At 62.9% G+C, this 15,813-nt stretch carries 13 protein-coding genes; 7 read left to right on the forward strand and 6 right to left on the reverse strand.

Features of this window, described 5'->3' with window-relative positions; genetic code table 11:
• Positions 1-105 precede the first annotated feature (105 nt).
• Positions 106-1,755: an NERD domain-containing protein gene (locus ACZI8R_RS14650; protein WP_463380365.1), complete on the reverse strand. Its 1,650-nt coding sequence runs from the start codon at positions 1,753-1,755 to the stop codon at positions 106-108.
• Between the two features lie 83 nt (positions 1,756-1,838).
• Here ACZI8R_RS14650 and ACZI8R_RS14655 point away from each other — a divergent pair, with 83 nt between their 5' ends.
• Positions 1,839-2,192 carry a TraR/DksA family transcriptional regulator gene (locus ACZI8R_RS14655; RefSeq protein WP_463380366.1) on the forward strand — a complete coding sequence of 118 codons (354 nt, stop codon included), beginning with the start codon at positions 1,839-1,841 and terminating at the stop codon, positions 2,190-2,192.
• 235 nt (positions 2,193-2,427) lie between these two features.
• A complete protein-coding gene (locus tag ACZI8R_RS14660) occupies positions 2,428-2,958 on the forward strand; it encodes an MmpS family transport accessory protein (RefSeq protein WP_463380367.1) in 531 nt (176 codons plus the stop codon).
• Between the two features lie 50 nt (positions 2,959-3,008).
• Here ACZI8R_RS14660 and ACZI8R_RS14665 read toward each other — a convergent pair whose 3' ends face one another.
• The 4 genes from ACZI8R_RS14665 to ACZI8R_RS14680 are packed head-to-tail and all read right to left on the reverse strand — an operon-like array spanning position 3,009 to position 5,580.
• Positions 3,009-3,920, reverse strand: coding sequence for a hypothetical protein (locus ACZI8R_RS14665; protein WP_463380368.1), 912 nt, complete (start codon positions 3,918-3,920; stop codon positions 3,009-3,011).
• A gap of 12 nt (positions 3,921-3,932) precedes the next feature.
• The gene (locus tag ACZI8R_RS14670) at positions 3,933-4,775 is read right to left on the reverse strand and encodes a hypothetical protein (RefSeq protein ID WP_463380369.1); all 843 of its coding nucleotides are present in this window, start codon (positions 4,773-4,775) and stop codon (positions 3,933-3,935) included.
• Positions 4,775-5,128 carry a type VII secretion target gene (locus ACZI8R_RS14675; protein ID WP_463380370.1) on the reverse strand — a complete coding sequence of 118 codons (354 nt, stop codon included), beginning with the start codon at positions 5,126-5,128 and terminating at the stop codon, positions 4,775-4,777. Before ACZI8R_RS14675 ends, ACZI8R_RS14670 begins: the two co-directional genes overlap by 1 nt.
• Positions 5,125-5,580 (reverse strand): YbaB/EbfC family nucleoid-associated protein, encoded by a 456-nt coding sequence (locus ACZI8R_RS14680; RefSeq protein WP_463380371.1) that lies wholly within the window; start codon positions 5,578-5,580, stop codon positions 5,125-5,127. The genes ACZI8R_RS14675 and ACZI8R_RS14680 overlap by 4 nt, the downstream gene beginning before the upstream one ends.
• A gap of 161 nt (positions 5,581-5,741) precedes the next feature.
• On the opposite strand from ACZI8R_RS14680, the gene ACZI8R_RS14685 reads away from it, so the two are divergent.
• The 5 genes from ACZI8R_RS14685 (at position 5,742) to ACZI8R_RS14705 (ending at position 14,368) form a co-directional block, all read left to right on the forward strand.
• On the forward strand, positions 5,742-7,364 hold the full coding sequence (locus ACZI8R_RS14685) for an alkaline phosphatase D family protein (RefSeq protein WP_463380372.1): 1,623 nt from the start codon (positions 5,742-5,744) through the stop codon (positions 7,362-7,364).
• A gap of 94 nt (positions 7,365-7,458) precedes the next feature.
• Positions 7,459-8,523 (forward strand): TY-Chap domain-containing protein, encoded by a 1,065-nt coding sequence (locus tag ACZI8R_RS14690; RefSeq protein WP_463380373.1) that lies wholly within the window; start codon positions 7,459-7,461, stop codon positions 8,521-8,523.
• A 621-nt stretch (positions 8,524-9,144) separates the two neighbouring features.
• Positions 9,145-11,304 (forward strand): choline BCCT transporter BetT, encoded by a 2,160-nt coding sequence (gene betT, locus ACZI8R_RS14695; protein ID WP_463380374.1) that lies wholly within the window; start codon positions 9,145-9,147, stop codon positions 11,302-11,304.
• Positions 11,301-12,809, forward strand: a complete 1,509-nt coding sequence (locus ACZI8R_RS14700) for an aldehyde dehydrogenase family protein (RefSeq protein WP_463380375.1) — start codon at positions 11,301-11,303, stop codon at positions 12,807-12,809. Before betT ends, ACZI8R_RS14700 begins: the two co-directional genes overlap by 4 nt.
• Positions 12,806-14,368 carry a GMC family oxidoreductase gene (locus tag ACZI8R_RS14705; RefSeq protein ID WP_463380376.1) on the forward strand — a complete coding sequence of 521 codons (1,563 nt, stop codon included), beginning with the start codon at positions 12,806-12,808 and terminating at the stop codon, positions 14,366-14,368. Before ACZI8R_RS14700 ends, ACZI8R_RS14705 begins: the two co-directional genes overlap by 4 nt.
• A gap of 82 nt (positions 14,369-14,450) precedes the next feature.
• Here ACZI8R_RS14705 and ACZI8R_RS14710 read toward each other — a convergent pair whose 3' ends face one another.
• Positions 14,451-15,809: an LLM class flavin-dependent oxidoreductase gene (locus ACZI8R_RS14710; protein ID WP_463380377.1), complete on the reverse strand. Its 1,359-nt coding sequence runs from the start codon at positions 15,807-15,809 to the stop codon at positions 14,451-14,453.
• Positions 15,810-15,813: the final 4 nt, after the last annotated feature.

Here is a 15,813-nt window from a genome sequence, read left to right on the forward strand (position 1 = left end):
CTTCTCTACATACCGAGTCGTCTCGTGGCAGCCTCCACGTCCGGTCTCGAGTTGGGACTCAACCCGATGGGGAATGCTCGTTGGTGGCTTAGCGCGGGTAGCCATTCAAATCTCCAACCTCTTCACCAGTTCCGCTCCCCCGACATGCCGGATGAACTCGGGATCGCCGCATACGACGAGTTGGTCCCGCGCACGCGAAAGTCCCACGTACAGCCTCTCTCTCGAACGCTCCTGCGGCTCACGTTCGTTGACGGCCAGCACCACGGCTCGCCGCTCGAGGCCTTTGAACCCGAGGACGTGCCCGTAGAACACCTGCTCCGTATCCCAGAAGCTGTCCCAGTACGCGTCACTCCCCTCCGCTTGACGCTCCACCTGCTCCGGATGCCGGCCGCCCGTGGCCAGTAAGGCGAGGTCTTCTGGACGCCAGCCTTCCCCCATCAACTCTTCGACCTGGTCGTCCGCAGCAGACAGCGCCTCGTCCGATGGGCACGCCACAAAGCGAACGTCAGGCCCGTCCCCACCCAACAACCGCATCCGCTGCCCCACCAACGGCGTGAACGAGTCGGCGATCTGTCGGGTATTGCGCAGGTTGTGGTCGAGCACCAGCGGGACCAACTGCACCGGCGGGACGCCCTGTCGATCGAACACACGCTGGCCTTCGTCGCTGAACACGAAGATCCCGCTCGTCTCCTCGTCCCGCAGCGAGGCCAGCAATGGCTCCCACCACCCGTCGGCGAAGTCCTGCGCCTCGTCCACGAGCACCGCGTCGAATCGCTCGTTCATCGGCAGTTCGGCCGCCAACTCCGCCATAAGGTGCGGTAGGTCGTGCTCCCAGAAGTCCACCGTCTCAGCCGTGCGCACACTTTCGTCGGGTCCTACCGGCGCACCCCACTGCTGACCCAACGCATGAAACTCCCCCACATACGCCGGGCGCTCCTTGTAGTTCCACGCGCCGGTGAGACGTTCCAGATACGACGCCAACCCATGCGAATAGCAAATAAGGGCAACCCGTTTCCCCGACTTCGCCAGCCGCCGAGCCTGTTCGACGGCCAAGAACGTCTTGCCACTACCGGCGCCGCCGCGCACCTCGACACGATTCAACAACCGCACCGCATCCAGAATCACAGCCTGCTGGGCCGTCAACGCATCCGCGGCATCCTCGTTCGCGACCGCCCTCGCCACTACATCCCGCTGCGGAAGTCCACGGCCGCTCAGCACCTCGATCAGCTGGTCGATCCCATCGAGGCTCAAAGCGGGACGATCCAGCTCCTGGCCGGCCAACACGTGCTTCAAGCGCGGCACCAGGTCATCCATATCGCCGCGGTCGATCACCTTCCACCGCGGGCACTCCGGGATTGCAAACTCGTCGGAGATCTCGGAGTTCGGAAACACCACCACGTGGTCCCAACGCAATCGACCCAAGTCCCATCGAGGGTCGTCCTCCACGAACTTGCGGATCGCGTAGCACGCCTCGCGCGCCTGCCGCACAGGCTCGATCACGTTGTCGCCGGTGCGCTGCGCCTGATACCAACTGCCGTCGCGGTGCGAGATCACCCCACCCTTCACTTCGAGGCACACGATGCCGTAACCCTCGAGTGCCACGAAGAAGTCGACTTCGTGATCCTTCTTGTGATCGGTGACTCGCAGATTCGCCACTACCAAGTCGTTCTCACCGAGTTGACGAACCAACGCATCCCACACAGTCCTCTCGCTGGGGTGCTGCGTGCGGGGGTTTTCGGGAATGCGGATCGCCATGCTCACAGCATCGCTCGCAGTACCGCGCTGGTTACACCGAACGGCCATTCATCGTCGGAACCCCGTGGCAGTCTGAATTGACTATGACTGACAGCAACTCGTCTGACGCACATCGCCGCCGCATCGCAGAGGCGCGAGATCACGCCGGGCGACGAATCACCTCACTTGCCGAGCGGTTCGACGCCATCGTCGCGGGCTCGGAATTCACGACAGATGACGACGAACACGACCCCGAAGGTTCGACCATTGCGTTCGAACGCTCGCAGGTTCAGTCCCTGTTGACGGATGCCCGACAGGAACTCGAGGACCTTGATTCAGCCGAGGCACGCATTGACGCGGGCACGTACGGCATCTGCGCCAAATGCGGTAAACCCATCGCGGAGGAACGTCTCGACGCGCTACCAACAGCAACCAAGTGCATCGACTGCTCGGAGTAGACGAGGCGACGGGATCGAGACGGTGCAGCAGACTCACCGTTTGCCATCCGAGGACTAGTACCCGTCGACACCCTCCGGCTCGAGTAACCCCTCGTCGAGCACCAAACCCCTACATCTTTGCCGCTCTTTGTCATCCGAACAGTACAACGTCAACCGATTGCGACGAATCAGACATTGCTCAGCGATAACTCCTGTTTCAATGACATCGAATCTCTTCGCTGACAAAGGATCCAATATGTCGAACCAGCCGCCCTACCCGCCGCAGGAACCCCCGTCCGGCGGCTACCCGCAGGGAAACTACCCCCAAGGGTCCTACCCTCAGGGGCAGCCCCCGCAGGGCTACTACCAGCAGCCTCCAAAGAAGAAAAAGAAGTGGCCGTGGATCGTGGGCGGCATCATTCTTGTTTTCATCCTCCTTATGGGCGGATGCATGGCGTTGGTCGGCGGCGCGGTGAACGAGGTCGACAAAGAGTCGAAGCGCGAGGTCACCGTCACCTACCAGGTCGAGGGGACGGGCTCAGGAAGCTCGATCATCTACTCCGGCAGGGATTTCAACACCGCACAGGAATCCGACGCCGCACTCCCCTGGGCCAAAGACGTCACCATCGATGGACTCGGTAAGACCGTCAGTCTGACTGCAACGAACGACGAGAACGGCGGAGACATCACGTGCCGCATCCTCGTCGACGGGAACGTCATCACCGAACTGACGTCCAGCGGCCCGTTCGCCAGCGCAAGCTGCCACGGAGACGCAGGGCAGAAGTAGCAAAGGGTCGGCCACAGCAATGTGGCCGACCCTTCTGTCGCTTTGATTACCTACAGCACGTGCTCGGTCGGAGCACGTTGAGACGCACGGCGAACACGTCTGCCGATCAGGTCCGCGACCAGTCCCGCGTTCACGACGGGAATCAGAACTTCCCCGTTCCGCGTCTGAAAACGAACCGCCTCCCCCGGCTGCGCCCAGATCGGTGTGCCCGAACGAAGTACCAGCCACGGCCGCGCCAGAACCTCCTGGCCCAACATCACCGGCTGGCATTGCTGTATCTCGCGCAGCTCGACAGTCAGATAGACACCCTCGTCAGGCGCGGTAATCGCTCCCATGTATCCGGGACTACCGACCCACAGAGTTACGGACACGTCTGATACCGACAGACCGAGTATCTGCACCTTCGGTCCTGAATATGGTCCGCTGCCCCGAGTAGCTGGTTTACCGAGGTAGCGCACTTGGAAGCCGACGTCGAAATCCGTTTCGCCCCACAAGGGTGTCTTCGCCGGAAGGATCGTTCGAACAGCCGAAAACGCTGTCGCGCCGGCCACGATCACCATTGGCCACGGGGCGAAGAAGGCCGCCGATGTGACCCACGCAGGTCCGTCGATGGACGACGATCCCACAACGGCCACGCTGCCTATTGCCCCAACCGCGCACTCCAGCATCAGGGACAGGACCGCCCCGGAGATCCACCCACCAGGTTGACGACTATGAGCCGTCAACCACCTCTGCGCCGCTATAGCAATCGCTGCAGCACCTAGGGCTGGCATCACCGACCACCACTCGAACCCACCCGGCCAAGTCGGCACAACAGCGACCACCGACAGCACAACTACAAGCGCGGGGCACCACAGGTATGCGATGCCGAGCAGCTTGCGCACCCGCTTCCACGCCCACTCGAGCTCTGGCAACGGCATCGACTCGTCCATGCCTGGCGGCGTGGCGGGAAAGAACTCCATCAGTCGCCGACCTCAGCCTTCTTGTAGCGCGGACAGTGACTTGTCGAACCCATCGAACAAGTCACGTAAAGACGCGAGATAGTTGGTACCGTCCATCAGCTCCTTGGCCAGCTGCTTCAGCAACTTACCGACTGTTCGGACAACCTGCGCGATGCGCGACGTAGCCTGAGCGACGACGACCGGTGCTGCGATTCCAACTGTGCAAGTGAGTTCGATCGTCCAGCTGATCAGCGCCCCCGCGATACCGGTAAGCAGATCACGCACCGCAGTACGCACACCGCCGACGATCTCCGACATACCTTCCGTCACTACCGCGAGGCCGTGCGCAGCCCCCGCAGCGCCGCCGGTCAAGTCAGCGATTGCCGACGCATGGCTTCGGTATGCGTCCGAAGCCGCTCCCTTCCAATCGGCTGTGCCCGATACTGCTGCAGATGACAAATCGTCGCGCACCGACATCAACTCTGTTTCGACGTTTCTCCAGCTCGTCGCATACGACTTCACCATCGCAGGGTTACCTGCAACACGATCCAACGCCTCCCGTGCGGGCTCGATGTGCTCCAACATCCACGAGAGGGTCTGCCCTGCAACGTATCCAATTGGATCACCGATCGCTGAGGCAACGTCCATGCCGACTCCCAGTGCCCCCGAGGCGGCAGAACCGAAATTGCCCTCCTCAATCCCATTGCCCAGCTGCCACCCTGCCTCGAAAGCGGTGATGCCGGTGAAGTAGCCAGTGCCGTCCTCGCCGGGGAGACCAAGGTTGCTGTGGGTGACGATGTCTTCTTGGTAGTAGTTGTTGCGGACATCTGTCCCAGAATCCACCAGTGGGTTGGACGTGCTCGGATCGAGACTCATCAGCGTCCACCACCCGTCTGCGCTGCGATCATCGCGCCGACCTGCTCGAGGATGTCCTGCAACGCCTTACCGAACTTCTCCTCGACGCTTTCGTAGGCGTCGCCGCTCTGTCGAAGTTTGTCACTCATCGACTGCAAGGCGGTGAGGCTGGATTGAATTGCCTCAACCCCACGCTGTTGCGGTTCCTGCAGCATCATCCCGAACGGCTGACAAAAGATTCCGTAGGCATCGTCCAGTGACGTCACGTGAGCCGCTGCATCCGCAGCTTGTCCGACACGGTTGCCGAACCCATCCACCTTCTGTGCATGCGAACGGATTTCGTCGACCTTTACCGCTAGTTCGTCACTGCTCATCGCCCGCGCTCCTCGTCCGAAGAGAGAAATGAGCCGTTCTCGAAGTACTCGTCGTCGCTGACTTCCTCGTCGGCAGACCCACCGTCGATATCCGGGAACCGCTGCGCATATTGCGCCGCGATGTTCTTGCCCGGTTCGTCGTCTCCGACGGTGTCTTGCACGAGTGCAGACACCCGTTCACGCAGCACTACTTGCGTCTCACGCAGGCACGTCATCACCTCGGCCGAGAGCTTGCCCGGCTCGACACCACGCGAGCTCTCTTCGAGTCGAATGTCCGTCGGCACACCGTTGCCGTCGACAGTCACGGTGACATGACCCTCGCGGGATGTGTGTGTCACGTTGGTCGACTGCATCTGAGCGTGCAGATCTTGATATTTGCGTGCCTTCTCTTCCAGGCCGGTCGCCCAGTCGTCGAGCTGCTCCGCTGCACGCCGCGGGTCTTGATCGAGCATGAACTGTCTCCCCCTCCACCTCGCCTCGAGCCCTCCCCGAGAGGCGCCAACACGATAGCACCGGCCACAACGGACAATCGTGACGTACGGAAACTAACGGTTCACCCCGATTCCACACTCCCGTGGCGACCATTTCAGGTACAGCCGTTCCACTGTCCGCCATGACTCGTCAACGGATCACCGTCACTCCTGATATCACCCTGCGCGCCGGCACTTCGCGTCGCCAATTCCTCACGTGGACAGCAATGGTGGGAGCGATGGCGGCCACGCCTTCGGTTCTGGGATCAGCTGCCGCGATCGCCCAGCCCGGCACCGGCTCGCTGAGTGGCGGCGGCGAGTACCCGTTCACACTCGGAATCGCATCGGGTGATCCGCTATCCGATTCGGTGATCCTCTGGACCCGCTTGACCCCCGATCTCTACGCAGCAGACGGCGGAATGCCCGCGACTTCTGCCGAGGTGAAGTGGGAGGTCGCGGAGGACGAGAAGTTCACCAAGGTCGTAAAGAACGGGACGTTCACCGCAACGGCGGACGCTGCACACTCGGTGCACGTGGACGTCAAGGGCCTCGAGCCTTGGCACGAGTACTTCTACCGCTTCCACGCAATGGGCCACACAAGCGAAGTCGGACGGACCAAGACCACCCCAGCATCCGGAATCGCAATCCCGTCACTGTCTTTCGCGTGGGCATCGTGCCAGGCGTGGTGGGACGGCCACTACACGGCCTACGACGACCTCGCCACCAACGACCTCGACGTGGTCTTCCACCTCGGCGACTACATCTACGAGGGCAAGATCGCCGACAACGGCATCCGTGACATGTCGCCCCTGAACTCGGACATGCTGGTGGAGATCGAGACCCTCCCCCAGTACCGAATGCGCTACGCGCTCTACAAGTCCGACAAGTCTCTGCAGGCCGCACACCTCGTGGCCCCCTGGGTCGTCACCATGGACGACCACGAGGTCGACAACAACTGGGCCGGCCAAATTTCTCAGGACAACGACGATCCGGTGAAGTTCCTGCAGCGCCGCGCCCAGGCCTTCCGCGCCTGGTGGGAGCACAACCCCACCCGCGTCACCCCCACCGGGCCGGACCTGCCGCTGTACCGCCGCGTCGAGTACGGCAACCTGGCCACCTTCTCCGTCCTCGACACCCGGCAGTACCGCAGCGATCAGCTGTACGGAGACAAGTCGCACGTGCAGGACGCACAGACGGCCGACCCCAAGCGCACCATCACCGGCGACGAGCAGGAGAAGTGGATCCTCGACGGATTCGAGGCCTCGTCCACGACGTGGAACGTGCTGGCCCACCAGACCGTGATCACCGACCTCCCCAACGAGACCACCGGCGAACGGCTCGTAGGCATGGACACCTGGAGCGGCTACGAGGCGTCGCGACACCGAATCCTCGGCGGCGCAAAGGAACGCGGCGTCGACAACCTCGTCTCGATCGTCGGCGACATCCACCGCACGGTCGTCTCCGAGCTTCGCGAGGACTACCAGAAGCAGACCCCTGTGGTGGGCGTCGAGATCGCCGGCACGTCCATCTCCTCCGCTAAGGACGGCGTGGACGTCGACGATTCACAACGGGCCTTCGAGGCCGCCAACCCGAGCATCAAGTTCGGCAACAAGCAGCGTGGTTACGTGCGCAACGTCATCACTCCCGGCGAGTGGAAGTCCGAGATGCGCATCACCGACAAGGTCAGCGTCCCCGGACGTCCGATGAGCACGCGGGCCACCATTACGGTTCCCGCAGGCAAGCCGGAAATCCACGTCGACAAGTAACCCGAATCTGTCGGTACCGGCCGCTACATTCAGTTCGACAACAGTAGCGGCCGGTTTCGGGGGTTTCCGGCAACCATCTCCATTGGGAGTACAGATGTCCGGCGTAGACACGTTCGAATACGACTACAGCGTCCAGCAATCCTGGAACGAGTTCACCTCCCGTTTGGCCGATACCGTCGCGGCCATGCAGCTCGACCAGGTGCTCACCATCGATTCCACGTTCGATATCGACGACAAACACATGCCTCAGTGCGTCCAGTTCTACGCCGGGAGCGAGGATCTCGTGCGCTGCGAAGTGCCGTCCAACCACTACCTGCCCGAAGCCCTGGCACTCACCGACCACGACGAGTCCCGCCTTGTCGAGCTTGGATGGCACAGGCCCACGCGCAGACCGGACGAAGACACCGGGCACGGGTCACCGGCATTCTGGGTGGATCTTCCCTACTCCTGGGCAGACAAGCTGGCGACCATGGCGGTCACTGCTTTTCGGGAGGTCTGGGGCGTCCCGCACCCGTCGTTCCTCGACACCTCCGGGTTCGAAGACCTCATGCCCGCGCCGGCGGCCGAGCCGGACACATCGTCCGAAATGGATCTGAAGACGCCGGTCGAACCGCGCGGCGTCGAACATCTCCGTGATCTCGTCGAACAGACCATCACGGCCACCTTCGACGCGCACTACGGCCGCGACGACGACGGTGACATGTGGATGACCGTCGGATTCACCACCGCGTTCATCTGGTCGGACGAGCAGCGTCCTGACCTCCACATCCACGTCCCGCTGGTACGAGACATCACCAACCGGACCCGGGCCGCCGAGGTGGCGGCCGACCTCAACGGACGATGGCCCTACTTCCGCGCCGTCGTGGTCGGTGATCATCTCAACGCCACCTGCGACCTGTCTGCAGACCCCTTCGTCCCACAGCACCTTTACAACGCACTGGAGATACTTCTCTTCATTCTCGACGGTGCGAACGACGAGTTTGCGAACAGTCTCGGTGGGGTACTCGCTGGTTCCAGAGACGTGGAAGTGGATGCAACCCATTCTGCGACTGACGATTCGGGAGTGCAGGTTGACAACACAAAACGTCCGACACAGTCACCGCAACTCGGGCTGTTCGACACCAACTCGGAGCCGACCCTGTTCGACACCGACCAGTAGCACCCACGAACAGACGTGTGGCCACGGACCGAAAGTCCGTGGCCACAACGCTATTCGTAGTTCAGTCGATCACTATCAGGCTCCGATGGAACCCGTGATGATGCCCGGCATCACCGCGATGATGAGCGAAACGAACTGCGAGATTGCATCCAAACCGCCGCTGAGACTTCCCATGATTCCTCCACGTCAAATAGAACTCTGATGATTGATTGTGCGATCCGAGTCGGGACTGTCGACTCGGCGAAGACTAGAAAGCTGACGGATCAGCTGAAGAACGTTGCGCTCTGACCGATCAGGTCGAAAACAAACTTGATCATGTCAACGATGGTCGTACTTCCCATGTCAATCTCCTGGCTGTGAAGTGGATAACAACATGACCCCCGATGTAACGTCGATCACGCTAGCTTACTGTTGCGAACAAATCTTCAGATTCGGCCAAAACGCCCATATGGGCGTGTTGCGTTCATAACGTTCACGCGACATCCAGACGTGCACTACACGCGCCCCACCTGCGAAAACAGGCCCGTTTCCGCTGTTCGCACTTATCCAAATTTGCAGCATTTCCGGTGATAGTGTCGATCTGCTTGACGATCGAAACCACCCGATCACACGAGGATGCGTATGGAACCGACCCCCGCCCGAGAACCCGATGCGACGCCCGAGCAGACTCCCCTGACCAAGGCGCCGCCCTCGGTAGCCGTGAACTGGCCGGTCTTCATAGGTTCGAGTCTCGGCATCATCGGGATCATCGTGTGGGCCTTCCTGGATCAGGACGGCGCCGACAAGGTGATCGGCTCCGTGGTGACCTGGATCGCGAAGGATCTCGGCTGGTTCTACATCCTTCTCGTGACCGTCGTGCTCGGCTTCGTCATCTGGGCAGCAGCTTCGAGTGTCGGCAAGGTGAAGCTCGGACCGGACCATTCGAAACCGGTGTTCGGGTTGTTCTCGTGGACAGCAATGCTCTTCGCTGCCGGCATCGGTATCGACCTCATGTTCTTCTCTGTGGCCGAGCCGGTCACGCAGTTCCTGGAACCACCCACCGGCGACGGCAACAACACCGAAGCGGCCCGACAAGCCGTGGTGTGGACGCTGTTTCACTACGGCATCATCGGATGGGCGCTGTACGCGCTGATGGGCATGGCCCTCGGCTACTTTGCCTATCGCCACAACCTGCCGCTGAGCATCCGCTCCGCGCTGTATCCGATCTTCGGCAAGAAGATCGAAGGCCGACTCGGTGACGCTGTCGACATCGCCGCACTCCTCGGTGCGATCTTCGGACTCGCCACCAGCCTCGGCATCGGCGTGGCCCAGCTCAACGTGGGGCTGAACGACCTGTTCGGCCTCTCGGAGGGCACTGCCGCACAAGCCGGCCTGATCGCGGTCGCGGTCCTGATCGCCATGGCCTCGGCAGTGTCGGGCGTGGACAAGGGCGTCCGCCGGTTGTCCGAACTCAACGTCATCCTCGCCATCGGGTTGATGCTGTTCATCCTGATCGCGGGATCTACCGCCTTCCTGCTGGACGGCATGGTCCAGAACATGGGCGACTTCGCCAGCCGCTTCCCCGGGATGACGCTCAACACCTTCGCCTACGACCGCCCCGACGAATGGCTGTCCTCCTGGACCCTGTTCTTCTGGGCCTGGTGGATCGCGTGGGCCCCGTTCGTCGGACTGTTCCTCGCCCGCATCTCGCGCGGCCGCACCATCAGACAGTTCGTTCTCGGCACATTGACCGTGCCGTTCCTGTTCATCCTGGTATGGATCTCCATCTTCGGTAACAGCGCCATCGACATCGTCCGGGGCGGCAACACCGAATTCGGCGAGACCGCGGTGTCCTCCCCCGAACGCGCCTTCTACGCACTCCTCGAGCAGTACCCGGGCGCCCCCGCGCTCGCGGTCGTCGCCACCTTCACCGGACTGCTCTTCTACGTGACCAGTGCCGACTCGGGCGCTCTCGTCATGTCCCACTTCAGCTCGAAGATGACCGACAACGAATCCGACGGCGCAACCTGGGTGCGCATCTTCTGGGCCGTCGCCACCGGCCTGCTGACCCTCGCGATGCTGATGATCGGCGGTATCACCACCCTGCAGAACGCCACCATCATCATGGGCCTGCCATTCGCCGTCGTCATCGTGTTCCTCATGCTCGGACTGTTCAAAGCGCTCCAGGTAGAACGGAATTGGGCGGATTCACTTCGTCAATCGATCCCCGCCGCGCTCTCCAATCGCGCATCCGGAGGCACCAACCTGCATTGGCGCCAGCGTGTCGAACGGTCTGTGCGTTACCCCGGCGCTCATGCGATGGAGCGCTACGCGACCACCGTGGCCGGCCCCGCCCTTCGCGAGGTCGCCGAGGAACTGAGCAGCGCTGGAAGAGAAGCCACCGTAGGCGAGCAGGTCGTCGACACGTACGACATTCACAGCTATCACCTCGACATCCCGTTCGAGGGTGAACGACCGTTCCATTACCAGGTGTATCCCACCGAACACCAGACGCCGAGCTTCGGCCAGGGCGCGCAGCCCAGCGCGAAGTTCTTCCGCCTCGAGGTGTTCTCCGCCGACGGCAGCAGCGGCTTCGACGTCTTCGGGTTCACCAAGGAACAGCTCATCAGCAATGTCCTCGACCACTACGAACGCCACCTCGTGTTCCTGCACCGCAGCGAGGGAACGGACTCCACCGCGGTGAACGCCGAACCCATCCTCGACTGGTCGCAGGATTTCGAGACCCCGGACGTCATGACCACCGACACCGACGGCAGCAATCCCGAGAAAGAGGAAGCATGACCGCACAGACCCTGTTCATCGACGGCACCTGGCAGGCCGCTGCGAACGGCGGAACCCGTGACATCGAATGCCCCGCAGACGGGAAGAAGGTCGACACCGTCAGCGAGGCCACCCGCGCCGACACCGAACGCGCCATCGCCGCCGCCCGAGCCGCATTCGACGACGGACGATGGTCGTCCGTTCCGGCAGCCGACCGCGGCGGCCTGTTGCTGAAGGTCGCGGACCGACTGCGCGAGCGTAAGGACGAGTTCGCCCGCGCCGAATCCCTCGACACCGGTAAGCGTCTCGTCGAGTCCGAGATCGACATGGACGACATCATTTCCTGCTTCGAATACTTCGGCCGTGCTGCCGCACAGGAAGCCGGTCGCGTGGTCGATGCCGGCATGGACACCGTCGTCAGCCGCATCCAGTACGAACCCGTGGGCGTCTGCGGGATGATCACGCCCTGGAATTACCCACTGCTGCAGGCGGCGTGGAAGATCGGTCCGGCGCTGGCGGCAGGTTGCACGTTCGTGCTCAAGCCTGCCGAGCTCACTCCGCACACCGCGATCCTGATGATGCAGGTGCTCGACGAACTCGGGCTGCCTGCAGGTGTCGCGAACCTGGTCACCGGCGCGGGCCCGGACGCCGGGGCGCCGCTGTCGGACCATCCCGACATCGACCTCGTGTCGTTCACCGGCGGTCTCGTGACGGGCAAGGTGGTCGCCGCAGCGGCCGCCGCGACCGTAAAGAAGGTCGCCCTCGAACTGGGTGGCAAGAACCCCAACGTCATCTTCGCCGACGCCGACTTCGATGCCGCCGTCGACAACGCCCTCAACGGCGCCTTCGTCCACTCCGGCCAGGTGTGCTCGGCGGGTGCACGAATCGTCGTGCAGGACGGCATCGCAGAGAAGTTCACCGACGCCCTGGTCGCCCGCGCCGAGCAGATCCGAATCGGCGGGCCATTCGACGACAACGCAGAGACCGGCCCCTTGATCTCTGCTGCGCACCGCGACAAGGTCGATGCCTACGTGAAGGCAGGTGTCGCCGAGGGTGCGCGGTTGCGGACGGGCGGCGAATTCGCCACCGGAACACAGGGTTCCACCGACCTCGACGCGGGCTACTACTACAAGCCGACCATTCTCGACCAGGTGCGCCAGGGCATGTCCGTCGTGGTCGACGAGGCGTTCGGCCCCACCGTCACCATCGAGACCTTCACCGACGAGGACGACGCAGTTCGGATCGCCAACGACACGAATTACGGGTTGGCCGGCGCGGTGTGGACACAGGATGCCGGCAAGGCCCAGCGGGTGGCGAACCGTCTGCGACACGGCACCATCTGGATCAACGACTTCCATCCCTACCTGCCGCAAGCAGAGTGGGGCGGGATGGGCCAGTCCGGGGTGGGCCGTGAACTCGGCCCGACCGGCCTGGACGAGTACCGCGAGTCCAAGCACGTCTACCAGAACATCGCACCCGCAGTCACCGGCTGGTTCAGCAACGACACGCAGGAGGACAACCGATGAGCACCTTCGACTACGTGGTGATCGGCGGCGGGTCCGCCGGTGCCGCCTGCGCCGCACGCCTCTCCGAGGACCCGTCGGTCACCGTGGCACTCGTCGAGGCCGGCCCCGACGACCGCGGAATTCCAGAGGTCCTCGAACTCGAACGCTGGATGGAACTGCTCGAGTCCGGCTACGACTGGGACTACCCCGTGGAGCCGCAGGAGAACGGCAACTCCTTTCTGCGGCATGCCCGCGCGAAGGTGATGGGTGGCTGCTCGTCGCACAACTCGTGTATCGCGTTCTGGCCACCGGCCGAGGACATGAACGGCTGGGAGTCCGAGCACGGCGCCGAGGGCTGGAACAAGGACACCGTCTGGCCCGTCGTCAAGCGCCTCGAGACCAATGAGGACGCCGGCCCGGACGCCCCGCACCACGGCGACAGCGGACCGGTCCACCTGATGAACGTGCCGCCTGCCGACCAGTGCGGAGTGAAACTTCTCGAAGCCTGCGCCGAGGCCGGGCTGCCCACCACCAAGTTCAACAACGGTGAGACGGTCAAGAACGGCGCCAACTTCTTTCAGATCAACCGGCGTAGCGACGGAACTCGTTCCTCGTCCTCCGTGTCGTACATCCACCCGATATCCGATCGCGAGAACTTCACTCTGCTGACCGGTCTGCGGGCGAAGAAGCTGGTGTTCGACGGCACGCGGTGCGTCGGCGTCGAGGTGGTCGACAACCAGTTCGGCCGCGCGCAGACGATCCGCGCAACGGGCGAAGTGGTCGTCTCCACCGGCGCGATCGACACCCCGAAGCTGTTGATGCTCTCTGGGATCGGGCCGACCGTGCACCTGCGTGAACACGGCATCGGCGTACTCGTCGACTCTCCCGGCGTCGGCGCCAACCTGCAGGATCACCCCGAAGGCGTCATCTCGTGGGTGGCCAAGAAGCCGATGGTCGAGACGTCCACGCAGTGGTGGGAGATCGGAATCTTCGACACCGTCGACGAGAATCTGGACCGACCGGACCTGATGATGCACTACGGCTCCGTGCCGTTCGACATGCACACGCTGCGGCAGGGATACCCCACCGAAGAGAACGTCTTCTGCCTCACCCCCAACGTCACCCATGCGAAGTCGCGGGGTTCTGTCATGTTGCGCTCGAGGGACTTCCGCGACAAGCCGCGCGTCGATCCCCGCTACTTCACGGACCCCGACGGCTACGACATGCGCATCATGATCGCCGGCATCCGCCGCGCCCGCGACATCGTGTCCCAGCCCGCGATGGCCGAGTGGGCGGGCGAAGAACTGTTCCCAGGCAAGGACATCCAGAGCGACGACGAACTCGCCGACTACATCAGCCGCACCCACAACACCGTCTACCACCCCGCCGGAACCTGCCGAATGGGCTCGACCACGGACAACATGTCGCCGCTCGACCCGCAACTGCGAGTCAAGGGCGTCGAGGGACTGCGCGTCGCCGACGCCTCCGTGTTCCCGGAACACACCACGGTGAACCCGAACATCACCGTCATGATGGTCGGCGAACGCTGCGCCGAGTTCATCAAGGCCGACCGCCCCTGACCACCCCCTCCCCTGACCAATGTCACACGCGTTCAGCTCACGCGAACCGGTGTGACATTGGTCAGAGGTATGCGTGGCGAAATCAGGCCTGAACGGCCTCAGATCGCACCGCCGGAGTGAGTGTCGCGGGGTCCAGCCCGAGGTGATCTCGCAAGGTGTCACCCGTGTATTCGGTTCGGAAGAGTCCGCGTCGCTGCAGTTCCGGAACAACCAGGTCCACGAAATCGACGAACGTCCCCGGCGCTTGTGCGGCAGACAGGATGTAACCGTCCGCCTCGCCACCCGTGAAGCCTGCCTCGATCTGGTCCGCGATCTGAGACGGAGTCCCGACGAACTGCGGCAGCAGCACTCCCTGCGCGTACAGCTTTCCGATGTCACGCAGGGTCAGGTTGTCCTTGACCGTGAGCCTGCGGGCGAGATCGGCGAGTCCCTGTGTGCCTGGCACCTGAACGTTCTCGATCGGTGAATCGAGGTCGTACTGAGAGAAATCGTGGTCGGTGTGCACGGACAGCGTGATGAGGCCGGAGATCGGGTCAGCGAGTTCGTTGTGGAATGCCTGCTTCTCCCTGGCGATTGCCTCCGTCTCCCCGACGAACGGAATGAACGACGGCAGGATTTTCAAGTGGTCGGGATTGCGGCCGAAGTTCGATGCCCGCGACTTGAGATCGTCGTAGTACGCCTTGCGGCCCTCGGAGGTGGGGTCGATCTCGAACACCGCCTCCGCCCACCGAGCAGCGAAATCACGGCCGACCGGCGACGAACCCGCCTGGAAGATGACCGGCCGACTCTGCGGCGAATGCGGTGTCGTCAGCGGACCCCTGGTCTTGAACCACTTTCCGTCGTGATCGACCGTGCGCACCTTGGCCGGGTCCGCGAAGATTCCCGACTCCTTGTCCTGCACCAGCGCGTCGCGGTCCCAGCTCCCCCACAACTTGAACGTGGCCTCCAGGAACTCTTGCGCCCGCTCGTAGCGCTCGTCGTGTCCGACGTGATCGTCGAACCCGAAGTTCTGCGCCTCGGCTTGATTGAGCGAGGTCACCACGTTCCAGCCCACGCGCCCCTTCGTGAGGTGGTCGAGTGTGCTGAAGATCCTGGCCACTTCGTACGGATGGAAGTACGTGGCGGACTTGGTGATCGCGAGGCCCAGCTTGTCGGTGACGTTCGCCAACGTCGCCGCCACCAACGACGGGTCGAGGGTGGCAGAGGCCTGGGTTCCGCTCCGCAACGGAACGGTGATGTCGTTGCCATAACGCACCGGTGTCGCCAACAGGTCCGCAAAGAACAAGAAGTCGAACTTGCCGCGCTCCAGGGTGCGGGCAACCCTGGCGTAGTAGTCCGGGCCGAAGTAGTCGGTCTCGGACGCGGGATGCCGCCACGCGGCGTGCGAGTGAGTGACCTGCGAGGCGATGAGGAAGCCCGCGAGGTGAAGTTCTCGAGACATCAGT

The organism is Rhodococcus huquni (assembly GCF_055231055.1).